Origin of the sequence: Burkholderia sp. BCC1638, from assembly GCF_902833195.1 — a bacterium.
Lineage (GTDB): Bacteria > Pseudomonadota > Gammaproteobacteria > Burkholderiales > Burkholderiaceae > Burkholderia > Burkholderia diffusa.
In genome coordinates this window covers 1-23754 of sequence record NZ_CADFEC010000022.1, presented here as the reverse complement: position 1 = coordinate 23754, position 23754 = coordinate 1, and the positions used below count along the sequence as shown (strand labels likewise).

At 65.7% G+C, this 23754-nt stretch carries 20 protein-coding genes; 7 read left to right on the top strand and 13 right to left on the bottom strand.

Annotated features, from left to right (window positions below; genetic code table 11):
- Positions 1-90: 90 nt before the first annotated feature.
- Positions 91-1224, top strand: coding sequence for a J domain-containing protein (locus HWX22_RS22880; protein ID WP_175909737.1), 1134 nt, complete (start codon positions 91-93; stop codon positions 1222-1224).
- 30 nt (positions 1225-1254) lie between these two features.
- Here the strand turns inward: HWX22_RS22880 and HWX22_RS22875 are convergent, their stop codons facing one another.
- The 6 genes from HWX22_RS22875 to HWX22_RS22850 form a co-directional block, all read right to left on the bottom strand.
- Positions 1255-2160, bottom strand: coding sequence for a LysR family transcriptional regulator (locus HWX22_RS22875; RefSeq protein WP_059818341.1), 906 nt, complete (start codon positions 2158-2160; stop codon positions 1255-1257).
- A 79-nt stretch (positions 2161-2239) separates the two neighbouring features.
- Positions 2240-3484 (bottom strand): acyl-CoA dehydrogenase family protein, encoded by a 1245-nt coding sequence (locus tag HWX22_RS22870; RefSeq protein WP_175909736.1) that lies wholly within the window; start codon positions 3482-3484, stop codon positions 2240-2242.
- 39 nt (positions 3485-3523) lie between these two features.
- The gene (locus HWX22_RS22865; RefSeq protein WP_059692622.1) at positions 3524-4282 is read right to left on the bottom strand and encodes a glucose 1-dehydrogenase; all 759 of its coding nucleotides are present in this window, start codon (positions 4280-4282) and stop codon (positions 3524-3526) included.
- Positions 4283-4289: 7 nt separating this feature from the next.
- Positions 4290-5054: an SDR family oxidoreductase gene (locus HWX22_RS22860; RefSeq protein ID WP_175916450.1), complete on the bottom strand. Its 765-nt coding sequence runs from the start codon at positions 5052-5054 to the stop codon at positions 4290-4292.
- A 66-nt stretch (positions 5055-5120) separates the two neighbouring features.
- Positions 5121-6152 (bottom strand): phosphotransferase, encoded by a 1032-nt coding sequence (locus HWX22_RS22855; protein WP_175916449.1) that lies wholly within the window; start codon positions 6150-6152, stop codon positions 5121-5123.
- Positions 6153-6172: 20 nt separating this feature from the next.
- The gene (locus HWX22_RS22850; protein WP_175916448.1) at positions 6173-6847 is read right to left on the bottom strand and encodes a histidine phosphatase family protein; all 675 of its coding nucleotides are present in this window, start codon (positions 6845-6847) and stop codon (positions 6173-6175) included.
- 212 nt (positions 6848-7059) lie between these two features.
- Here HWX22_RS22850 and HWX22_RS22845 point away from each other — a divergent pair, with 212 nt between their 5' ends.
- Complete coding sequence (locus HWX22_RS22845; protein WP_082721856.1) at positions 7060-7215, top strand: DUF3309 family protein; 156 nt, start codon at positions 7060-7062, stop codon at positions 7213-7215.
- 350 nt (positions 7216-7565) lie between these two features.
- On the opposite strand, the gene HWX22_RS22840 is transcribed toward HWX22_RS22845, so the two are convergent.
- The 7 genes from HWX22_RS22840 to HWX22_RS22810 form a co-directional block, all read right to left on the bottom strand.
- Positions 7566-10406, bottom strand: a complete 2841-nt coding sequence (locus HWX22_RS22840) for a beta-propeller fold lactonase family protein (protein ID WP_244135266.1) — start codon at positions 10404-10406, stop codon at positions 7566-7568.
- Positions 10407-10720: 314 nt separating this feature from the next.
- Entirely contained in the window at positions 10721-12655 is a 1935-nt protein-coding gene (locus HWX22_RS22835; protein WP_175909724.1) for an SMP-30/gluconolaconase/LRE-like region family protein, read from the bottom strand.
- A gap of 458 nt (positions 12656-13113) precedes the next feature.
- Entirely contained in the window at positions 13114-14409 is a 1296-nt protein-coding gene (locus HWX22_RS22830) for a dicarboxylate/amino acid:cation symporter (protein ID WP_175916447.1), read from the bottom strand.
- 345 nt (positions 14410-14754) lie between these two features.
- A complete protein-coding gene (locus HWX22_RS22825) occupies positions 14755-15960 on the bottom strand; it encodes an MFS transporter (protein ID WP_175909722.1) in 1206 nt (401 codons plus the stop codon).
- A 10-nt stretch (positions 15961-15970) separates the two neighbouring features.
- The gene (locus HWX22_RS22820; RefSeq protein ID WP_059508013.1) at positions 15971-16156 is read right to left on the bottom strand and encodes a DUF1289 domain-containing protein; all 186 of its coding nucleotides are present in this window, start codon (positions 16154-16156) and stop codon (positions 15971-15973) included.
- 2 nt (positions 16157-16158) lie between these two features.
- Positions 16159-17442 (bottom strand): CDF family Co(II)/Ni(II) efflux transporter DmeF, encoded by a 1284-nt coding sequence (gene dmeF / locus HWX22_RS22815; RefSeq protein ID WP_175916446.1) that lies wholly within the window; start codon positions 17440-17442, stop codon positions 16159-16161.
- Between the two features lie 11 nt (positions 17443-17453).
- The gene (locus tag HWX22_RS22810; protein WP_059692646.1) at positions 17454-17726 is read right to left on the bottom strand and encodes a metal/formaldehyde-sensitive transcriptional repressor; all 273 of its coding nucleotides are present in this window, start codon (positions 17724-17726) and stop codon (positions 17454-17456) included.
- Positions 17727-17886: 160 nt separating this feature from the next.
- Here HWX22_RS22810 and HWX22_RS22805 point away from each other — a divergent pair, with 160 nt between their 5' ends.
- The 5 genes from HWX22_RS22805 (at position 17887) to HWX22_RS22785 (ending at position 23286) form a co-directional block, all read left to right on the top strand.
- Positions 17887-18864 (top strand): chromate resistance protein ChrB domain-containing protein, encoded by a 978-nt coding sequence (locus HWX22_RS22805; protein ID WP_175916445.1) that lies wholly within the window; start codon positions 17887-17889, stop codon positions 18862-18864.
- A complete protein-coding gene (locus tag HWX22_RS22800) occupies positions 18861-20039 on the top strand; it encodes a chromate transporter (protein WP_059533591.1) in 1179 nt (392 codons plus the stop codon). The genes HWX22_RS22805 and HWX22_RS22800 overlap by 4 nt, the downstream gene beginning before the upstream one ends.
- Before the next feature lie 174 nt (positions 20040-20213).
- Positions 20214-21374, top strand: coding sequence for an MFS transporter (locus tag HWX22_RS22795; protein ID WP_244135272.1), 1161 nt, complete (start codon positions 20214-20216; stop codon positions 21372-21374).
- Positions 21375-21472: 98 nt separating this feature from the next.
- Positions 21473-22528, top strand: a complete 1056-nt coding sequence (locus tag HWX22_RS22790; protein WP_175916443.1) for a YncE family protein — start codon at positions 21473-21475, stop codon at positions 22526-22528.
- Between the two features lie 407 nt (positions 22529-22935).
- Complete coding sequence (locus HWX22_RS22785; protein WP_244114829.1) at positions 22936-23286, top strand: MbcA/ParS/Xre antitoxin family protein; 351 nt, start codon at positions 22936-22938, stop codon at positions 23284-23286.
- Positions 23287-23754 lie beyond the last annotated feature (468 nt).

Here is a 23754-nt window from a genome sequence, read left to right as displayed (position 1 = left end):
GAGCCGTCCGTCTCGCCGCCGGCCACGGAGATGCCGGCTAAAATACCGGCCTGCCGCGCCCCCTTTTGCCGCGGCCGGAGGAGATTCATCATGACCGCACGTCGCGGTGCCGCGGTCGCCATCGCGCCCGGTCACGAGACCGCCAGCCTGTCGAAAGCCCAGCAAACCTTCAATACGCTCGTCAAGCACATCGAAAAGCGGCGCGAGCGGCTCTGCGCGTGGGAAGCCGTGATGCCGGCGTTCCAGAAGAAGTTCGTCGACGGCCTGTTGCCGCTCGAACAGGAAGCGACGGCGCTGCGGATCCGGCTGATTCATCTGCTCGACGACACGTTCCTGCGAAAAGGCTTGAGCAAGGCCGAGCAGCGCATGCTGTCCGACCTGATCGCCGACATGGCGCGCGACCTGCTGAACGTCAGCGACGACGCTGCGTTGAAGGTCATTTTCAACCGGCACGCCGAATCGGCGCGCGTCGGCAACGCGGCGGCCGAGCCCGAACCGACGGAAACGGAACGGGAGCCCCACCCGCAATCTCAGTCGCAACCGGCCGAGGATCTCGACTCACTGTCGCCCGACGAACTCGCCGAACGGATGCAGGCCGAACTCGACGCACAGTTCGAGCGCGACATGGCCGCTCACGCGGCCCGCGAGGCCCAGCGCGCAAAACGCAAGAAATCGCCGAAGCAGTCGGCCGCGCAGGCCAGGATCGAGGCCGAGCAGGCCGAATCGAGAAAATCGATCCGCGAGATCTATCGCAAGCTCGCGAGCGCGCTGCACCCCGATCGCGAAACCGATCCGCAAGAACAGCAACGCAAGACCGCGCTGATGCAGCGAGTCAACCGCGCTTACGAGAAGGGCAACCTGCTGCAACTGCTGGAACTGCAGCTGGAAATCGAACAGATCGATCGGCGCGCGATCGACGGCCTCAGCGAAGCGCGGCTCACGCGCTACAACGGCATCCTCGAGGAACAACTGCGCGAACTCGATCAGGAGATCCAGCACGTCGAGAATGATTTTCGGCGGAGCTACGGCATCGCGTCGTCCACCAAGGTCGCGCCCGATACGGTCCTGCGCATGCTCGCGCGCGACATCGCCGGCATGCAGCGCAGCAATCAGGACCTGACCGTCGCGCTGCGCGAATTCGAGGATCCCGATCAGGTCAGGGCCTGGGTGAAGGACATGAAGCGCCGGCCCGCATCGTCGCGCTTCGACGACGATTCGTATTGAGCCGGCACGCGCGGGCGAACGCCGCGCCCTTCACTGCGGCTCGCCCATCCCGCCCATCAGCATCATCAACTGCTCACGCAGCCACTGGCTGCCCTGATCCTGATCGGCGCTGCGATGCCAGTAGCAGAAGTATTCGAGCCCCGGCATCTCGAACGGCAGTTCGAGAATCCGCGCCGGGTAACGCTGAAGCAGCCTGAGCGGCGCCGTCAGCGCGAGATCGCCGCGCATCGCGATCAGCGGCGCGACCATGTAGTGCTGCACGCGCATCTGGATGTTGCGGCGCAGCCCGAGGCGCGTCAGCTCCGCATCGACGTGCCCGCTGCCCTTGCGGCGGCTCGACACGTGGATGTGCCCCATCGACAGGTAGTCGTCCATGGTCAGCGTGTCGCCCTTGAACGGGTGATCGTCGCGGATCATGCACGCGTAGCGGTCGCGCACGAGCAGCGCCTGGTGCAGGTGCGGATCGCCGATCAGCGGCGCGTCGATCGCGATGTCGACGGAGCCGTTCGCGAGCGCGGTCGCCACTTCGCGGCGGTCCATCGTGTAGCTGCGCACGTGCATGCCGGGCGCATGTGTCTGCAGCAGTTCACCGAGCGCGGGCAGCAGCAGCGCCTCGGTCAGGTCGCTCATGCTGAGCCGGAACACGCGCTCCGACGAAGCGGGATCGAACACGTCGCCTTCGTGCGCGCTCGAATCGAGCAGTTGCAGCGCCTCGCGCACGCGGCCGACGATGTTCTCGGCCATCGGCGTCGGCATCATCCCGGCCGGCGTGCTGACGAACAGCGGGTCGTTCAGCGTCTTGCGCAGCCGCGCCAGCGCGTTGCTGACGGCCGGCTGCGTGAGGTTCAGCACCTCGGCCGCGCGCGTCAGGTTGCGCTTGTTGTAAATCGCCTCGAATACGACGAACAGGTTCAGATCAATCTTCGAAAGGCGCATCGCCGGATCTCCTTGCCGGCATCTTAATACGGCGTGCGTCTCCCGCTCCGCCGCGTCGCCTCCCCACGCGGCGCGCGGCTCAACCGCGCGGCGGCCGCGTCAGGTACGGCTCGGTCGAACCGCGCACGGCGTCCTTGATCTCCATGCGCGCGATCGCCTGCAGATGCACCTCGTCCGGGCCGTCCGCGAAGCGCAGCGCGCGGCCCCAGGTCCACAGGTCGGCCAGCGGCGTGTCGGGGCTCAGGCCCATCGCGCCGAACACCTGCATCGCGCGGTCGCACACGTCCGTGTACACGGTCGGCACGAGCGCCTTGATCATCGAGATTTCCTTGCGCGCCGCCTTCGCGCCGACCTTGTCGATCATCCATGCGGCTTTCAGCACCAGCAGGCGCGCCTGGTCGATCTCGATGCGCGAGCGCGCGATCCATTCGCCGATCGTGCCGTGCCGGTTCAGCGGCTTGCCGAACGCCTCGCGCGACTGCGCGCGGTCGATCATCAGTTCCAGCGCGAGTTCGGCCGCGCCGATCGAACGCATGCAGTGGTGAATCCGGCCCGGCCCGAGGCGCGCCTGTGCGAGCGCGAAGCCGTTGCCTTCCTCGCCGAGCAGGTTGCGCGCCGGCACGCACACGTTGTCGAACGTGATCTCGCAGTGCCCTTCCGGTGCGTAATGATTGACCACCGTGATGTTGCGCACGACCGTCACGCCCGGCGTGTCGCGCGGCACGAGGATCATGCTCTGTTGCCGGTGCGATTCCGCGTCGGGATCGGTCTTGCCCATCACGATGAAGATCCTGCAATTCGGATGCGCGGCGTTCGTGATGAACCACTTGCGGCCGTTGATCACGTATTCGTCGCCGACGCGCTCGATGCGCGTCGTGATGTTGGTCGCATCCGACGACGCAACGTCGGGCTCCGTCATCGCGAACGCCGAACGGATCTCGCCGCGCAAGAGCGGCAGCAGCCACTGTTCGCGCTGCTCGGGCGTCGCGAACATGTGCAGCAGTTCCATGTTGCCGGTGTCCGGCGCGTTGCAGTTGAACACCTCCGACGCCCAGCCCACGCGCCCCATGATCTCGGCGAGCGGCGCGTATTCGAGATTCGTCAGCCCGGTGCCCGGCTCGTCGTCCTTCAGGTGCGGCAGGAACAGATTCCACAGCCCTTCGGCCTTCGCGCGCTCCTTCAACTCCTCCATGAACGACACGGGATACTGCCCCGCATGCACCTCCTCGTTCCACTGGCGGATGCGCGGCACAATGTGCGCGTCCATGAACGCACGCACGCGCTCGCGCAATTCTTCCACTTTCGGGGTGTAGCCAAAGTCCATGATCGACTCCTCGAGATTTTCGTGTTCCGTTCGTTCGGTTCAGAAGGCCGACACACCGCCGTCGACGGCGACGGCCTGCCCGGTCAGATAGGTGTTTTCCTTCGCGCACAGCGTGAGCATCGTCGCGACGATTTCCTCGGGGCGGCCGAGCCGTTTCATCGGCGAGCCCTGCGCGAGAAAATCCTGGCGATCGCCGATGTCGCTGTCGGTGACCATCGGCGTCGTGCTGTAGAACGGGCACACCGCGTTCACGCGAATGCCGTGCCGCGCGTATTCGAGCGCGGCCGTCTTCGTGAGCCCGACCACGGCGTGCTTCGACGCCGCGTACGCGGCCAGTTTCGGCGCGCCGCCGAGCCCGGCCATCGACGCGACGTTCAGGATCACGCCTTCGCGCTGCGCGAGCATCTGGCGAATCTGGTGCTTCATTCCGAAGAACACGCCCTTCGCGTTCACCGCGAAGCTCAGGTCGAGATCGGCTTCCTCGGTCTCGATCAGCGCCTTCAGCGGCGGGGCGATGCCCGCGTTGTTGATGCCGACGTCGAGCCGCCCGAAGCGCGCGACCGCCGCCTGCACCAACGCCGCGACCTCCGCTTCGATGCGCACGTCGCAGCGCTGCGCGATCACGTCGGCGCCGGCCGCGCGCAGCGGCGCGGCCACGCGTTCGAGCGCGGCCTCGTTCAGATCGCCGAGCGCGAGCCGCGCGCCCATCGCGGCCAGCTCGCTCGCGAGCAGCGCGCCGAAGCCGCTCGCGGCGCCGGTGATCATCACGGCCTGCCCGGCGTAGCTGTCGAGTTTCATCGCGCGCTCAGATCGTCAGGCCGCCGTCGACGACGATGCATTCGCCGTTCGTGTAGCTCGCGGCGTCCGACACGAGATACAGCACCGTGCCAGCCATCTCGCGCGGCTCCGCGTGACGGCGCAGCGGAATCTTCGCCATCCAGGCTTCGTAGATGTCCTTGTCGGCGAACAGCGCGCCCGCGAACTTCGTCTTCGTGAGGCCCGGCAGCAGCGCGTTCACGCGGATGCCGAACGGCCCGCATTCCTTCGCGAACGCCTTCGTCATGTTGACGACCGCGGCCTTCGTGATCGAGTAGATGCCCTGACGGTCGCCCGGCTGCAGCGCGTTCACCGACGCGGTGTTGACGATCGCGCCGCCGCCTTGCGCCTTCATCATCTTGCCGGCCTCGACCGACATGAAGAAGTAGCCGCGGATGTTCACGTCGACGGTCTTTTCATATGCGGCGAGATCGGTATCGAGGATGTGCCCGAAATACGGATTCGCGGCCGCGTTGTTCACGAGGATGTCGAGCCGGCCGTGCTTGCCGCGGATCGTCTCGAAGGTTGCGGCGATGTCCTCCAGCCGCCCGACGTGGCACGCCAGCGCTTCCGCGCGACCGCCCGCCGCGACGATCGCGTCCGCGACCGCCTGGCAGTCGTCGAGCTTGCGGCTCGACACGATCACGTGCGCGCCCTGCGCCGCGAGCAGCTTCGCGATTTCCTCGCCGATGCCGCGGCTCGCGCCCGTCACCAGCGCGATCTTGCCCGTCAGGTCGAACAGATTCGTTGCCATGTTGCTGTGCTCCTCCATTGATGTTTTTCGTGCCGCCGCGTGGCGACGCCGGCGATGTCCGCGATGTCAGCGATGCGCGCCGATCACGTCGACCGCCATTTCGGCCAGCCGGCCGGCCATTGCACCCACGCGCAGCGCCTGCTCGCTCGACGCGTTGCCCTGCAACGCGCGCGCCTTCACGCCCTGCGCGATCGCCGCGAGCCGGAAGAAACTGAACGCGAGATAGAAATGCCAGTCGCGGATCGGCGCGATCCCGCGCAGTTCGCAGTAGCGCGCGACGATCGCCGCTTCGTCGGGAATGCCGAGTTCGGCACGATCCTGGCCCGCGAGCCCGCGCACCTGGCCGCCCGACGGCAGCCGCAGGCACATGCAGAAATACGCGAGATCGGCGAGCGGGTTGCCGAGCGTCGACAGTTCCCAGTCGAGCACGGCCTGCACGCGATAGTCGTCGCGCGCGAACATCAGGTTGTCGATGCGGAAATCGCCGTGCACCAGCGCGGGCCGGCCGGTGTCCTCGGGGCAGGCTTTCGGCAGCCAGTCGATCAGCGTCTCCATCGCGTCGAGGCGCTCCGTTTCCGCCGCGCGATACTGCTTCGTCCACACGCCGATCTGCCGCTCGAAGTAGTTGCCGGGGCGGCCGTAGTCGGCGAGACCCACCGCGTCGACGTCCACGTCGTGCAGCGCGGCCATCGTGCGCAGCAGCGCGTCGTAGCAGATCGCGCGATCGGCCTTCGGCAACTCCGGCAGCGCCGGATCCCAGAAGATCCGGCCGTCCTCGAAGCTCATTACGTAGAAGAGGCTGCCGATCACGTCGCGGTCTTCGCAGAGGTGATACGGGTGTGCGACCGGCACCGCGGTGCCCGACAGCGCGCTCAACACACGGAATTCGCGATCGACCGCATGCGCGGATTTCAGCAGCTCGCCGGGCGGCTGACGGCGCAGCACGTAGCGGCCGCTCTTCGCGTGCAGCAGGAAGGTCGGGTTCGACTGGCCGCCGGCAAACTTCTCCATGTCGAGCGGGCCTTCGAAACCCGGCACGTGCGCTTCCAGATAGCGCGTGAGGCGAGCTACGTCAAGGGGCTGGGAAGGGTTCGTCATCGTCGCGATCGTTCGTGGGGTCAGCCGTAGGTGCGCCACGCATGTCGTTCGGGATCCTCTAGATGCGGAATGCCGTTGAACGACGCCAGGTGGAACGCCTCGGTGTTGAAGAAAAACTGCGAAAGGCTGCTGTTGCGGATCTGCAGGTTCAGCGCGATCGCGCTCGACGGCGGTGCGGCGAGCACCTGCTGCACGGTCACCGCGATCGGGCCGCCGGAACTCACCGCGAGCACGCGCTGGCTGCCGCCCTGGCGGATCGCGGCGCGGGCGTCGGCGACGCGTTGCTGGAAATGCGCCCAGGTTTCGGGCGCGGTGTCGCCGAGCTTGTCGTCGGCCCACAGGTGCAACACCTGCCGCAGCGCGCGAAAGTATTCCTTCATCGAGCCGGCCGCGAGCCGCGCGATCTCCGGATAGTCGCTCGCCGCCGCCGCGAACAGCCCGTGGAAATCGTATTCGTTCAGGCCCGGATGGCGGTCGACCTGCGCGCCTTCGCGGCCCATCCCGCGCAGGATCGCATCGACCGTCTGCGCATGCCGGTTCATCGTGCCGCAGATCACGCGGTCGAACGTCAGGCCCTGCCGCGCGAAATACTCGCCAAGCCAGACGCCCTGCCGGTCGCCGGCCGCGGACAGTCGGTCGTAATCGTCCGTGCCGAACGACGCCTGCCCGTGCCGCACCAGAAAAAGTTCAGCCATTGCATGCCCGCCTGAGGGGGAAACCGATGGATCAGCATAGCGACCGGGTTTGCATTTTTGAAATTTATTTTCTGAATCGGACGGTATTCATTGCATGAATTCACGGTATTCAAACAGCGCGCTGTCACCGGCTCGCGCCGACGGCCGTGCCTGGCGGCACGGGAATTGCGCTCGCAGGCACCGTTATGTCGAACAAGTTCAGGAGGGGTGCGATGCTCGGTACAATCCTTATCATCGTTCTGATTCTGCTGTTGATCGGAGCATTTCCTGCATGGCCGCACAGTCGAAGCTGGGGTTACTGGCCATCGAGCTCCCTCGGGCTGATCGTCGTCATCGTCGTGATACTGGTGCTGCTGGGCCACATTTGAGTGTGATGGCGCGTGCCGGCTGAACGGGCACACGTCGTTCGATCGCGCTGCCGTGGCTTCTTTACAAACGCCGGCGATGAATGCCAACCGGGCATCGGCGGCTACGCAACCGGCCGACAGTCGACGGCGAAATCCTTCACCGCATGTTGCGCACGCAGCGTGCCTGCGCATTGTGCATGCGGCCGCCTCGCGCCGCGCACCTGCGGCCCGCACCGCCATCGACCGACACATTTTGTGCATCGCACGACGGATCCTGAGCAAAAAGTATCGATCCGGCTTTTCTTTTGATGTGGTAAAAAAACGGGCCCTCCTGACGGGAGAGCCCGCTTCCACACCGGGCAGCAGAACGATCAGTCGTCGTCGCGGCTCGCCACCTTCTGCGTCACGCCCCTGAGCTTCGGATACGGCTGCGCGCCCATCATCCCTTTCCACAGCACGCGGTTGAACTGATCCGCCGGCACCTCGTCGGCATCGTCGAAGTCGAACTTCGCCGTGACCTTCGCCCAGTACGCCGCGTCATGCTTCGGCGTGACGTCCGGCCCCGCCGCGTATTGCAGCAAGTTCTCGCCCGCTCCTTCGGCCAGCCGCAACCCGGTGCCCTTCAGCGCCGTCGACGCGACGGCCGTGTAAGTCCACGACGCGGGGCCGTGCACGTCGAACACGTCGGTCATCGGCCGCTGGTAGGCGGTGTTCAGGTTCATGTGCTGCGTGCCGAGCACGTCCTCGATGGTGCGCAGCGCATTGACCTGGCTGTAGCGCGTCCGGATCACCGCACCCTGCTTCACGTACGGCCCGACGATGTACGCGGGCCCGCGATGCGAATCCACGTGGTCGGGGCCGTCCTGCACGTCGTCCTCGGTCACGACGATCAGCGTGTCGTTCGCATACGGACTCTTCGCGACGGCCTCGACCAGCCGGCCAACCGCCAGATCGTTGTCCGCCTGCTGCGTCTCCGGCGTATTCACGCCGGCGAACGCCGTGCCGAACGCCCCCATGTGATCGTGCGACAGGCGCACCAGCGACAGCGTCGGCAGGTTGCCGCTCGCGACGTACTGGTCGAACTCGCGCTTCCACTCGTTGAGGCGCCATTGGTCCGGATACGTCTGGTCGAAACCGCGGAAGTACACGTCGGTCATCGACGCCAGCCGCGGGTCGAGCGCGGCGACCTGAACGACGCCGGCCGCGCGCGGATCGACGATCGGATTCGCCGCCGTGCCGATGCTGCCGATGTTGTTCACGAGGAAGCCGTAGTTGCGGACGGTGCCGCCGCCGGCGAGCACCGCGTCGAAGATGTAGCCGCGCTGGCGGCCGAACGGCGCATCGGACGACGCATGGTTGCCGGTCCCGGGCAGCAGGTTCGCCGCGCCGCCCGGCAGGCTGGCGGCCGCGTTGCTGTAGTTCGTGGTGCCGGCCGGCCCGGCCGCCGCGTCGCGTTGCTGCACCGACTCCCAATTGACCGGCACGTTGCGGTTCGTGCCCTCGCTCTCGTACGACAGGCCGCGATTGACCGCCGCGTAGTTGATCTGCTGGGTGATCGTCTCCGTGTTGGTGACGCGCCCCTGCAGCGCCCACGACCAGCCGTCCATGCTGCCGTCGCCCGGGTTCATGAAGTTGTCGAGCGTCACGAACTGGCTCGCCAGACGATGGAAGTTCGGCGTGATGTTGCGGCCGAACTGAGCCAGCTTCGGATCGCCGTTGGCGCCGTTGCCGATGTCGCCGAGCACCTGGTCGAACGTGCGGTTTTCCTTGACGACGTAGATCACGTGCTTGATGTGACGGCGCAGGAAGCCCATCACTTCGTTATCCCTGTCGTTGTCTTCCGGGCGATAGAAGTTGTTGCGCGCGGCCTGCTGCGTCAGCGTCGGCAGCTCGTTGGCGGCCGGCACCGGCGCGCTCACGAGCGACGCGCGCTCGAGCTGGAACTGGTATTCGTTCGATGCGCGCGACGCGGCGGTCTCCGCGGGGGTCGCGCCGAACAGGTGGCCGGGGTTCGGGCCGGTCGTGCTCTTGCCGTTCACCACGTACATCCACGTGCCGTCGGCGCTGAACGTCACGTCGTGCGGCTCGAACGCGGTCGGAATCAGGCCGGTGACACGATACGCGCGCTCGCCGACGAGCGGGATGACGGCGATTTCGTTCGCGCCGGCGTTGGTCGCATAAAGCGTGCGGCCATCGCGCGACAGCGTGACCGCATACGTCGCCGCGCCCGTATGCGCCTGGCCATGCGCGAGCACGCCCGCCGGCGCGCGCGCGTCGATCCGGGTCACGATCGCGTTGGCGTTCGTGTCAATCACCGCGACCTGGTCGGCATTGTCCTGCGCGACGAACAGCCGCGATTGCGACGCGTCGAGCGTCATGCCGAGCGCGTTGCCGTCCAGCTTGATGCGCTTGACCAGCCGGCCGCGAGACGGCGACGACACGTCGATCGCGACGATCTCGCGATCGCGATCCGACGATACGTACGCGATGCCGTTGCCCTTCATCACGACCGCGAACGGGAACGTGCCGCCGGCGTCGCCGCTGCGACCTTCGTTGCCGGAGAAGAACGGACGCAGGTCGTGCTCGTAACGCACGTTGTTGGTCGCGGTATCGATCACGCTGATCGAATCGTTGTAGTTGTTCGCGACGACGAGCGTCTTGCTGTCGGCCGACAACGCGAGCCCGGCCGCGTTCGGCTGCACGCGGATGCCGACGCCCTTGCCCGCGTGGCCGAGCGCGATCGTCGTCGACAGCGCCCACGCGCCGCCCTGCTGCGCATAGACGTAGACCGCATCGTCGCTGCCGCCGGTCGCATAGAGCTTGCTGCCGTCATGCGAAAACGCCAGGCCGACGAACGCATTGGTCTGCTGAAGCACCTGCCTGAGCACCGGGCGCGTCTTGTTCGCGCCGGCGACGTCGTACAGGAAGATGAATTGCGTCGAGGCCGCGGTGTCGACCGAACCGTCCGGTTTGTACAGCGAGTTCTGGCCGGCGGTGATGATCGCCAGCGTCTTGCCGTCCGGGCTCAATTGCGAGCGCACGGCTTCCCCCGCGACGAAATGCGGATAGGCCGGCAACCCCGGATTCAGGAATTGCTGGATCGCGCCGCGCACGGCGAGCGGCGTGACGAACTGACCGCTCGGCACGCGGGTGGCGTCGGCGGCGTTGAAACCTTCCGAGTGCGCGTGCGACGCAAGCAGCACGGCCGACATGACGGCTCCGAGTCGGAGCGCGCGCTTGACCTGGCTATTTCTCATAGGAATCCTCTATACCTGTGGGGGCGATTACCGTCTGACGTGTCCGGCATGATCCTGGCCTCGTCTGCCCGTGCCGCGCGGTGGCGAGGGCCTGTGCCAATCGATCGAGTGCGTTGCGTCGGCGATCGCCGACGTGCCGGCATTACATCGCCGCCCAATGTCAAGCGCATGACCGGCTCCGTTGCGGGCCGGCTTATTACACATGGTTACAGCGAAGGCGTTTCGATGACAGCCATCGCGGTGTCATCGTCACATTCGATGCGTTGCCGTCACGGCGTCCACCGATAGACGGTGATGCTGTTTCCCTTCACGTTGTTCTTCGTCACCACGTATTCGCCGTTCGAGCGGCGATACGCGCGCACGCTGTACATGGCATCGATCGCGCTGCTGGTATCCACGGTCGCGGGGCTCGCGTTGACGAGCGTCGTGTCGAGCTTGCCGGTGTCGAGGTTGAACGCGTCGATGTTCGGCCACAGCGGCCCGCTGCTGCTGAACCAGTAGCCGACGAACAGGTGGTTGCCGGCCGCGTCGATCGACTTCGCGCCGCTGTGCGGCAGCGTGATCACCGGATTCGGCTTCGTCGTGTTGCCCGCGCTCCAGCCGTGATACACCTCGATGCGCGTGCCGATCGACGTCCAGTCGGTACTGCCGACCACACCCTGCGCGAGCACCATCGTGTCGCTGTCGGCGAGATAGAGGATGCGCGTCAGCGGCTGGATGCTGGCCGGCACCGGCGTCGGCACGCCCGGCCCCCACGAAGGCTTACCGCTCGCATCGAAACCGGTAAGCGGATAGTGATAAATGGCGCCGGTCTTGTCGAGGCCGGCCCAGACGCCGCCCTTGCTGTCGAGGCTGAAACCGGCCGACACGCGCCGGGTCGTGTTGAACGCGGGCCCGGGGATCGCCCCGTCGGGAATCGCGACGTAGCCATTGGCCGCGTTGAAGTGGAAGAAGTAGTAAACCGGCGGATTCTGCCCCGCCGCGACGAGTATCCGGTTCGCGCCGACCGACGTCAGCAGCCCGAAGTGCTCGTCGCGCTGCGTGTCGCTCATGTTGATGCGCGGGTCCGACGGATACGCGAACGGATCGACGGTGTTCGCGACGAAGGTGCCGCCCGCGGTGCCGCCGTAGACGTGGGTGCCGCTGTAGAACAGCGCGCCGTCGGTGACCGGATCCGGTGCGGCGATGCCTTCGAAGTTGAGCGACTGCAGCGTCCACCGCAGGCTGCCGGCGCTGCTGTACGCGTGAATGTCGGTCGCGCCGTTGCGTCCGAGGTCCCAGCTGCCGCCCCACGGGTTGTTGAGCACGTAGAGGTTGCCGGCCGTGTCCTTGCCGATGCCGGCGATGCGGGTGAAGCGCTTCGCGCCGACCTGGCCCTTGATGCCCGTCGTCGTGTCGAGATAGCCGCCGGGCACGCCGAAAGTGCCGGCCAGCGCGGGCCGGCCCGAGACGGCATAGCGCTTGATGTTCATGTTGGGGCCTTCGTCGCCGACCATCAGTTGCCCCGCCGCCGCATCGAAATAGAGCGCCGACGGCTGCGACCCGGCGGCCAGCCGGATCGTGTTCAGCGGCGCGCCGGCCGGACTGAATTCGACGATCGAACCCGCGTTCTTCTGCGCGACCCAGATATTCCCCGCACCGTCGACCGCGAGCGCGCCGGGTGCCGACACGCCGATGTCGCGCTGCCACACGCCGTCGGTCGTGAATACGCGCACGCGATTGCCGTAGAAATCGCTCGCATAGAGCAGCGAGCCGGCCGTGGCGAGCCCGGTGACGACGTCGATACGCGGCTGGTTGGTCGCCGCGGTGACCTGAATCAGCTTGTCGCGGAACCGTGTGGCGCGGTTGTAGCGCCCGACCGCGCCGCTGCCGTATCCGTTGCCGGGCTGCAGCGCGACGAACAGCGACGTCGCATTGCCCGTGATCGCACTGCCCTGGAATTCCGAGTGCGAGCCGATCGAGCCGGCGCTCTTGCCGTTCTGGTAGATCGCGACGCCGCCCTCGTCCTCGTCCCACATCGACGCCGTGTAGATCACGCCTTCGGGCGCGACCCACATCGCGCGTGCGACGTTGCCGACGTGCGCGGCGAGCGTGCCATAGGTATTCGCGATCCAGTCGGTGGTATTCGCCGCGTTTCCGGCCGGCGCGATCGCGGCGATCGCGGCCGCGAGCAGCACGGCCTGAATCGGTTTTCTGGCAACCATGGCTGATGCTCTCCTGAATGGTGGAGTCATTCACATGAGGGGCAGCCGGATGGTTTTAAAATCGGCAATGCGTAAATACTTCCGCTAAATCACCCGGTGCAGTCGGTATTACATCGCGCGTGCATTCGATAATCGGCAACGCCGAGAATAGCGTTATATAAATCGAAAAAAATTGCGGGCTGCTCGCGCAGGCGGGGCGCGCGACTGCGTGAGAGTGAACGATCACTTGCGCGTTCGCGCGTGCTATCGGGGCTGTGCATCTTTCGATGGCGGGAATATCGCCGCGGTGTTGAATGCGGCGAATCGGAAATGGCGGAAGGTTTTTCGGCGAATCGGGAAAATCGCCGGATGCGGGTAAAGACGGGTAAAGGAATGACCGCTGGCGGTTATCGCGCCGGCCCGAATCCATGTGGAATCCGGGCCGGCGCATTTCATTTACAGCAGGGAAATCACGCGGACTACGCCGTCTCCCGAACCTTCACCTGCTTGATCTCGCCGCCGCCGTCCGAATCCGCGTCGTCGCGCGATTCGCCGAGCTGGCCTTCCCACTTCGCGACCACCGCGGCCGCGATCGAATTGCCGACGGCGTTGGTGGCCGAGCGACCCATGTCGAGGAACATGTCGACGCCCATGATCAGCAGCAGCCCGGCTTCCGGCAGATGGAACTGGTTGAGCGTCGCCGCGATCACGACGAGCGACGCGCGCGGCACGCCCGCCATCCCCTTCGACGTCACCATCAACATCAGCAGCATCGTGATCTGCGTGGCGAGCGGCAGGTCGATCCCGTACACCTGCGAGATGAACAGCACCGCGAACGTGCAGTACATCATCGAGCCGTCGAGGTTGAACGAGTATCCGATCGGCAGCACGAAGCTCGAAATCTTGCGATTCACGCCGAACCGGTCGAGCGCGTCGAGCAGCTTCGGATACGCGGCTTCGGAACTCGCCGTCGCGAACGACAGCAGGAACGGCTCGCGAATCAGGCGGATCAGCGTGAACGCGCGCTTGCCGAGGAACGCCACGCCGGCGAGCGTCAGCACGCCCCACAGCAGCGCGAGCGCCAGGTAGAAGCTCGCCATGAACTTCGCGAACGTGAGCAGGATGCCGAGCCCTTCCGTCGTGATCGTCGACGCCAGCGCGGCAAACACGGCGACCGGCGCGAACCACATCACCGCGCCCGTCACCTTCAGCATGACCTGCGCGAGATCGTCGATCACGCCGGTCAGGCGCTTGCCGGCGTCGCCGAGCGCGGACAGCGCGGTGCCGAAGAAGATCGAGAAGACGACAATCTGCAGGATCTCGTTGTTCGCCATCGCCTCGGCGATCGATTTCGGCACCAGATGGACGATGAAGTCCTTCAGCGTGAATGCGCCCGTCTTCAGGTTCAGCGCCGCGTCGGCGGCGGGCAACGGCAGGCTCAAGTGGCTGCCCGGCTTCAGGATCGTCGCGGTCACGAGGCCGAGCAGCAGCGACGTGAACGACGCGATGATGAACCAGCCGAACGCCTTCACGCCCACGCGGCCGACCGAGCCGCTGTCGCCCATCTGCGCGATGCCGACCGTCAGCGTCGCGAACACCAGCGGCGCGATGATCATCTTGATCAGCCGCAGGAACACGTCGGACAGCAGCGACACGTAGCCGGCGACTTCCTTGGCCATTTTCGGGTCGGGAAACGCGCTATGACAGGCGTAGCCCACGGCAATGCCAAGCACCATCGCGATGACGATGTACTTGGTGATGTTGTGCTTCTTCATTAGCAATCCAAATTACAGAACTTGTGTTTCCAACGGCAGGGAGATCGCCGGCATCGAAATGAGAGCGGTGGTCCGCGCGCGCGGCGCGCCGCTTCGAGTGCCGGTGCCCGTCCGTGGGCATGGCCACGGCGAACAGGGGGGGCATTCTATCGCAAACGCCGGACAATCTTTCAAATCTGAAAGCAGCAGGCGATGCGCGGCGCGGGAAAGGAGGCGAGGTGGGCCTTCGTCGGCCGGCGCCGGAGACGGGCGGACCGCCAAGGCGGGTGCGTTCTTCGGGCATCGTCGTGCCCGGCCGTCAGCTCGGCCTTGCGCCGAACGTCGGCAGACCCGGCCGGCGCCGCGTCACGCGTGCGAGGCGCCGGGTCGCGGCATGAACCGGCACAGGCACAGCGGCACGACGACCAGCGCCGCGCCCGCGAGAAACGTGGTCGACGCGCCGAAATGCGTCCACAGCGCGCCGGCGATGCTGCTCGCGAGCAGCATGCAGATGCCGCTCACCAGGTTGAATACGCCGAACGCGGTGCCGCGCAGCGTGGCCGGCGAGGTTTCCGACACCATCGCGGCGAGGATGCCCTGCGTGAAGCCCATGTGCAGCCCCCACACGGCCACGCCGGCGAACATCGAGAGCGTCGACGTGCCGATGCCGAGCAGCAGGTCGGCCACGATCAGCAACACCATGCCGGCCGCAAGCAGCACGCGGCGATCGAGCCGGTCCGACACGATGCCGGCCGGCCAGGCCGACAGCGAATAGGTCACGCTCATCGCCACCATCACGGCCGGAATCCACGCCGCGTCGAGCCCCGTCTGCTGCGCACGCAGCACCAGGAACGCCTCGCTGAAGCGCGCGAGCGTAAACGTCGCGCCGGCCGCGACGACGAACCAGTAGCTGCGTGGAAACTCGCGCAGGGCGTTCCAGCGCAGCGGCGAGCGAAAGCGCCGGTCCGGTTTCGACTGCTCGGGCTCCCGCACGCCGAAGACGATCAATGCGATCGCGACGAAGGCCGGCACCACGGCAAACCACAGCACGGTCCGGATGCGGTCGCCGAACCACAGCATCAGCACGATCGCGAGCATCGGCCCGAAAATCGCGCCCACGGTATCCATCGACTGACGCAAGCCAAAACACGCGCCGCGGATTTCGGGCGGCGCGATGTCGGCCACCAGCGCGTCGCGCGCCGCGCCGCGAATCCCCTTGCCGACGCGGTCGAGCAGACGGGCCGCCACGACGACGGCCGGCGTGGACGCCAGCGGAAACAACGGCTTGGTCAGCGCCGCGAGCCCGTAACCGACCAGCAGCAGCCCCTTGCGGCGCCCGAGCCAGTCGCTGATCGCACCGGAGAACACCTTGACGATCATCGCCGTCGCTTCGGCCGCCCCTTCGAGGACGCCGAGCGCGGCGACGCTCATGCCCATCGTCGACACCAGGTAGATCGGCAACAACGCATGGATCAGCTCGGACGACAGGTCCATGAAGAGGCTCACGAGGCCCAGGGCCCACACGGTCCGTGGAATCGCAGGTCTGCGGGCAGTCGGTGACGGAGCGCTCATGGTGTCGTGATCAGTCGGTCGTTTCCCGCGTCAGTTTCGCATGCCGCCGCGCGCGGTCGTTCACGATTTGATGACGCCGGTGATCCGTCATCTTCTTCCAGCCGCGCGCTTCATCGCGCGTTCGCAGGCATGCCACGCAATAGCCGGTGCGGCCGTCGAACGAACACACGTCCACACAAGGGGACTTGACCGCCATGCTTATCGTCCTCGCGTCGCCGGAACGACTTCGACGGTGATGTGCGACAGGTCCTTGAATCGCTGCAGCACGCCGTGATAGAAGCGCGCATCCCGATCCGGATCGGTCGTCGTCACCGACACCACCGCGCTCATGTGCCCCGGCCCGAGCCGCCACACATGCAGGTCGCCGACGCGGTCGCCGGCGCCTTCGATCGCGCCGCGCACCTTGTCCGCCAGACGGCGATCCGAACTCATGTCGAGCAGGATGCCGCCCGTGTCGCGCATCAGGCCGTACGACCAGTTCGCGATCACCAGCGCGCCGATGATGCCGGCCAGCGGATCCATCCACACCCAGCCGAACGCACGCGCGAGCAGCAGCCCGACGATCGTCAGCACGGAAACCGCGGCATCGGCGATCACGTGGATGTAGGCGGAGCGGATGTTGTGATCGCGCGCCGCCGCCGCGGACGCGCCATGATCGTGTTCCTCGAACGCCAGTTCGTGTTCGCGGCCGTTCAAGCGCACGATCGCCTTGAATTCATGCGGTTCGGGAATGGCTTCGGTCGACTCCAGATACCCATCGCGGCTTTGCATCGCGAACACCTGACGCGTGCCGTCCGGGCGGATCGTCGTCACCGACACGGCGCCCGCATCGACGAGCGTCGTCTCGTGCGTCGCAGGCGCGACGCGGAAAACCGGCGGGACGCCCGCCTCGAACACCGACACGACGAATGCGCCCTGCTGGTCGAAGATCCGGTGCGCTTCCTCTTCGTGGTCGTCGTGATCGCCATGGTCGTGCCCGTGGTGATGACCGTGGCCATGACCGTGGCTATGGCCATGATGATCGCCGCTCAGCAGCCAGACGCTCGCGATGTTGACGAGCAAGCCGGCTACCGCGATCGGAATCGCCTCGCCGAAATGGATCGGGACCGGGGCGAGCAGGCGCGCGACCGCTTCGTACCCGATCAGCAGCGCGATCATCGCGAGCACGATCGCGCTCGTGAAACCCGCGAGGTCGCCGAGCTTGCCCGTGCCGAACACGAAGCGCGGATCGTTCGCGTGCTTGCGCGCATAGGTATAGGCGAACGCGGCGATCAGCATCGCGCCCGCGTGCGTCGACATGTGCAGGCCGTCCGCGATCAGCGCCAGCGAGCCGAACAGCGACCCGCCGACGATCTCGGCCACCATCATCGCCGCGCACAGCGCGATGACCGTCCAGGTCCTGCGTTCGTTCTGCTCGTGGGCCGCGCCGAGAAAAATGTGGTCTTGCCCTGCGCCGAAGGCGTCATCGTTGAAATTGCTCATTGCGCCTCCGTTTACTTGAAGTAGCTGTGTACGACTTCGATCAGTTGCTCGGTCGCGCTGCCTTCTTCGTCGTGCCCCTCAGCGTCGACCAGATGGCTGCGGATGTGATCCTCGAGCACGACCGCGAGCAGGCCGTTCATCGCGCCGCGGCCGCTCGTGATGAGGCGGAGGATTTCGTTGCAACCGCGCTCGTCCTCCAGCGCGCGTTCGATCGCTTCGACCTGTCCCTTGATGCGGCGGACCCGGTTCAGCAGCTTCTGCTTGTCCTTGATGGTGTGGCTCATGGTAGTCCCTTCATATAGCGGGGGGGACTATATCTCAAATCGCCTTTCCCTATAGGGGGGAGGGGTATAGATCCGGCTAACGCAAGACGGGGGCGACATCAGATGACCATCGCGCGAAGTATTTTTGTAGCAATCGCAACTGTCGTGTAGATTTATCTACATGAACACAATCTCTACCTGGTCGCTCCTCGTTCTGACCCTTCCGACTGAAAACGCGACGGCCCGCATGCGGTTCTGGCGCGCGCTGAAGGCAAAGGGCTGTGCGGTATTGCGCGACGGCATCTACCTGCTGCCGTACACCGAAGAACATGAGGGCACGCTGCGCGACCTCGCGGGGTCGATTGCCGAAAGTGGCGGCACGGCTCACCTGTTACGCGCGCCGAGCCTGGACGCGCAGCAGGAACTGGAATTCCGCGCACTCTTCGATCGCGGAGAGGATGACGCCGCCTTTATCCAGGCCCTTGCGGACGCCCGCAAGACCCTCGCAGGCCAGTCGGCCACGGAATTGACACGTTTGCTGCGGCGCATGCGCAAGGATTTCGACGCCATCCGCGCGATCGACTATTTCCCGGGCGACTCGGCCACCCGCGCCGAAGTCGCGCTGCAGGATTTCGCCGCACTGGTCGACACCGTGCTGTCGCCGGGTGAACCGCACGCCGCGGATCGCGCGATCCGCCCGCTGGCGATCGACGAATATCAGGGCCGCACCTGGGCGACGCGGCAGCGGATGTGGGTCGATCGCGTCGCCAGCGCGTGGCTGATCCGCCGCTTCATCGACGCACGCGCCCGCTTCATCTGGCTCGCATCGCCGGCGGATTGTCCGGCGGACGCGCTGGGCTTCGATTTCGACGGTGCGACGTTCACGCATGTCGGCGAGCGCGTGACGTTCGAGGTGCTGCTGGCCAGTTTCGGCCTCGACAAAAACCCTGCGCTCGCGCGGCTCGCCGAGATCGTGCATGCACTCGACGTGGGTGGCCTCGCGGCGCCCGAGGCGATCGGCTTCGAGGCCGTGATGGCCGGCACGCGCCAGCGCACGGAGAACGATGATCAATTGCTCGAGCAGATGAGCGCCGTGCTCGACGCCTTGCACGCGCATTTCTCGTCGAGCGGAAAGAACGAAACCGGAGCCAGGTCATGACCACTGCCATCGCCACGACCGAACCGACCTACTCGCTCGGCGAGCTGGTCGCCTACATGTTGCGTCTCGGCACGTTCGGCTTCGGCGGGCCGGTCGCGCTTGCGGGCTACATGCGTCGCGACCTGGTCGAGCGCCGCGGCTGGATCACGGAGGCCGACTACAAGGAAGGGCTCACGCTGGCCCAGCTCGCACCGGGGCCGATGGCGGCCCAGCTCGCGATTTATCTCGGCTTCGTTCACTACCGCATTCTCGGTGCGACACTCGTCGGCTTCGCGTTCGTGCTGCCGTCGTTTCTGATGGTGCTCGCGCTCGGGTTCGCGTACGCGCATTTCGGCGGGCTGTCCTGGATGCAGGCCGTCTTCTACGGCGTCGGCGCCGCGGTGGTCGGCATCATCGCGATGAGCGCCTACAAGCTCACGACGAAAACCGTTGGCCACGACAAGCTGCTCTGGGCAATCTTCGTGACGCTCGCCGCCGTGACCTTCATCACCGAATCGGAAATCGCGTGGCTGTTCCTCGTCGCGGGCCTGGTCGGCTGGCTGTGGCGCGCCCCGCCCAAGTGGCTGCACCGGGGCGGACTGAATGCGGTTGCCGCGGCCAACCTGCCGGCCGCCAGCGGAATACTGAGCGGCATCGATCTGCCGCAGCTCGTTCAGATCGGCGCGTTCTTCACGAAGGCAGGCGCGTTCGTGTTCGGCTCCGGGCTTGCGATCGTGCCGTTCCTCTACGGCGGCGTCGTCACCGAACATCACTGGCTCAACGACAAGCAGTTCGTCGATGCGGTCGCGGTCGCGATGATCACGCCCGGTCCCGTCGTGATCACCGTCGGCTTCATCGGGTATCTCGTGGCGGGCTTGCCCGGCGCATGCGTCGCGGCGCTCGGCACGTTCCTGCCCTGCTATCTGTTCACCGTCATTCCCGCGCCGTACGTGAAGAAGTACGGGCACCGCCCGGACGTCAAGGCGTTCGTGGACGGAATCACCGCCGCGGCCGTCGGGGCGATCACGGGCTCCGTCCTCGTCATCGCGAAACGCTCGATCGTCGACCTGCCGACCGCACTGCTCGCCGTCGGTACCGTGCTGCTGCTGTGGCGTTTCAAGAAGTTGCAGGAGCCGGTCATCGTCACGGCTGCCGCGCTCATCGGGCTGGTGGCCTATCCGCTGCTCCATCATTGAGCCTCACTGCGGGGAGGTGGCCATGGCTGATTGCGCGATTCATCGACGATGCGCTTTACGCGTGGTGCCGGCGTGATGCCCCTGCCTGACAGCCGACGCGCTTCGACGCTCGCCAGCCGAATACTGCCGGCGGGCGTGGACGAGGCCGCATGGCTCATCCTCGCGAGCCGCGGCTTGCGCGGTTTCTGCGATGGATTCATTGCCGTGCTGCTGCCCGCGTATCTGCTGTCGCTCGGGCTTTCGCAACTGGATGTCGGCCTGATCGGCACCACCACGTTGGCGGGTTCCGCAATCGCGACGATCGCGGTCGGCATGCTCGCAAACCGCTTCACGCAGCGGCGCATGCTGACGCTCGCGGCGGCGCTGATGGCAGCGACGGGAATCGGCTTCGCGAGCTTCTCCGCATTGTGGCCGCTGTTCGTCGTCGCCTTCGCCGGCACGCTCAATCCGAGCTCCGGCGACGTCAGCCTGTTTCTGCCGCTCGAACAGTCGCGTCTGGCGCAAGCAGCCGACGGCGACGCGCGCACGGCGTTGTTTGCCCGATACAGCCTCGTCGGGGCCGTTTCGGCGGCGGTCGGATCCCTTGCGGCCGGCCTGCCGATCTTCGTTGCATCACATACCGGAATCACCACGCTGAGCGCGATGCGCGGCATGTTTCTGGTCTATGCGGCGACGGGTATCGTCGTCTGCATGCTGTATCGGCGACTGCCGCGCCCGGAGACGCACGCCGCAACGCAGGCGCCGCCGCCGCTCGGCCCGTCGCGCCCGATCGTCATCCGGCTGGCGATGCTGTTCAGCGTCGACGCGTTCGCGGGCGGTCTCGTCGTCAACTCGCTGTTGTCGCTGTGGCTGATGCAGCGCTTCGGCCTCTCGATCGCCGCCGCCGGCCGGTTCTTCTTCTGGGCGGGCCTGCTTTCGGCCGGCTCGCAACTCGCGGCCGCGCCGCTGGCGCGCAGGATCGGCCTGCTGAACACGATGGTGTTCACGCATATCCCGTCGAGCGTCTGCCTGATCGGCGCCGCTCTCGCGCCAACGTTGCCGCTGACGTTGACGCTGCTGCTGATGCGCAGCGCGCTTTCGCAAATGGATGTGCCGACACGAACCGCCTACGTGATGGCGGTCGTCACGCCGGCGGAGCGACCGGCAGCGGCCAGCTTTACATCCGTCCCGCGCAGCCTCGCGGCCGCGCTCGCGCCGACATTGGCCGGCGGCCTGTTCGGTCTCGGCTGGCTCGGTGCGCCGTTGCTCGCATGCGGTGTGTTGAAGATCGCGTACGACCTCACGCTGCTCGCAGCTTTTCGGCACATCGAACCAAACGACGAGCGGCCGCGGTAAGCGGCGACCATGGTGGAACGACAAACGAGCGGGGAACCATGCAAAGCGACGACGACGCCGCATCGCAAATGCGGCGGCGGCCGTCGCGGGAGGAAATCATGAAGCACGCCGGACACTGGCGCTCCAGCCTGCCCCTGCTCGTCGCGCTGTGCGGCGGGTTCGGCGCGTCGGGCCCGTCGATTCACCAGGCTTTCGCCGCGGGCGACGATACGTCGATCGGCGCCCTGCCGCTGAAGCACGTCGCGGACATTCCGTTGCCGGGCAGACCGACCCGGCTCGACTACGCAAGTCTGGACTCACCCCGCAACCGGCTCATGATCGCCCACCTCGGCGACGACGAAGTGATTGCTTTCGATACGCGTGCATCACGCGTGATCGCACGGATCTCGGCGGTATCGTCGGTACATGGCGTGCTTGCCGTGCCGGAGCTGTCGCGCATCTACGCATCCGCGACCGGGTCGGACGAAATCGTCGCGATCGACGTCGCGACGCTGAAAATCGTCGCGCGCATGCCCGGCGGGCATTATCCCGACGGGATGGCCTATGCGGCCAACATGCATAAGCTGTACGTATCCGATGAATACGGAAAAACGGAAACGGTCATCGACGTCCGGAGCAACCGGCGCGTCGCGACGATTCCGCTCGACGGCGAGGCCGGCAACACGCAGTACGACCCGGTCTCACGACACATCTTCGTGAACGTCCAGACGCGTCGTCAGCTCGTCGAAATCGATCCGGCGACGGACCGTATTGTCGACCGTCTCGACTTGCCGGGTGCGAAAGGCAATCACGGTTTGCTGATCGAGCCGCGCAGCCGCCTCGCCTTCATCGCGTGCGAGGACAATGACACGCTTCTCGTCTTCGATATGCGCGCGCGGCGTGTGGTTCGAGCGTTCCATATCGGTGGCGGGCCGGACGTGCTGGCGTTCGATTCCGCGTCGGACGTGCTCTATGTCGCGGGTGAAGCCGGCGTCGTTTCGATGTTCGGCGTCAGAGGCTCGGACGTCGTCAAACTCGGCGAAGGCCGGCTCGGACCGAACGCACACGTCGTCGCTGTCGATCCGGCCACGCATCGCTCGTACTTTCCGCTGAAGGACGTGGACGGCCGGCCGGTGCTGCGTGTGATGGAAACAGGGCGCGCGGCAAAGCCATGATCGACCTGCCGCCTGGTGACCCGGGCATCGGGCGTCAACGCGAGCCGATTCGCGCCCGCGCCCCGAATACGATCCGGCGGCGATTGTGGGCTCTCAGAAAAGATGTCTTTGGTTCCCTATATAAATCAAGGACTTGGACATCTTTTTTGAGAACACCGCATGCTTCTTGTCTCAGAAAAGATGTCCTTGGCCACGAAAATTCTCAGAAAAGTCGTCTTTGAGAATGTCACGACCCCGCCTAGGTCCCTCGGCGAGATCTGGCCACAAATAGCGCCACAGACGGGTGTATCACCGACCAGCGCGGCCGACACTACTTGTGCTATAAATGTGCAAATAGTGTGCACTAAGCAATCATCAGTCGTGATCTAGCCCTAAATTCGACATCGCCCCTCGATTTCGACCAATTCATGGCGTCCTTGAAGGACTCGGAAAGCGCTGCACCAATCGTCTCGGCGCGACACTTCGCGGCCGCGTTGCATATCGATATGCAGACACTCGCACGACTGGCACATGTTCATCGCAATACGCTAAGCCGGCTGGCGGGCTCCGAAAGCGTGCAGAAGTACCTTCGGGAAGCACTCAGGATTATTCGAGCCGCAACCGACATCTCCGGCGACCTGCAGAGCGCGCTCTTCTGGTATCGCAATGAGCCTTTGCCGGTCTTCGACTACAAAACGGCAGAACTACTCGTATCCGAAGGACGCATCGAAGACCTGCTGCGCTACGTCACATCGCTCGAGGCCGGGGCAGCCGGGTAAGGCCGCAGAGCGTGCATTGCGAGCCAGTAAAACGCCAGCTACTCTTATGCTGTAGCCGGTCAGATTTGGCGAAAGAAAACAGGGAGCGAGGCTTATCGGACTGGACGTCGTTCCGCGGTTTGTTCCCGCCCCACCTCTTCACGTGCCCGCTCAACAAGCGGGCATTGTCGTTTCTGTGGCATCACGTTTGATACGTCTCGGTTCCCGCCGAGTCGAGCCGACAATACTTCGATGAAATATTTCTCGGACGAGTGCGGTGCTACACTCGCGCTGCCACGAGCTAACGGCATGTAGCCCTGCCGGCAACCGCGACGACGTCCTTCATCAAACAAGAAAGAAGGGTGCCCCTATGTGTTTCGTCAAGCGGTAGGGGCTGACTTGGGTTGGTAAATGGTGCCGTCGCGCAGCATGGCGAACAGGACGTCACAGCGTCGCCGTGCGAGCGCGATGAGCGCTTGGTTGTGGCGC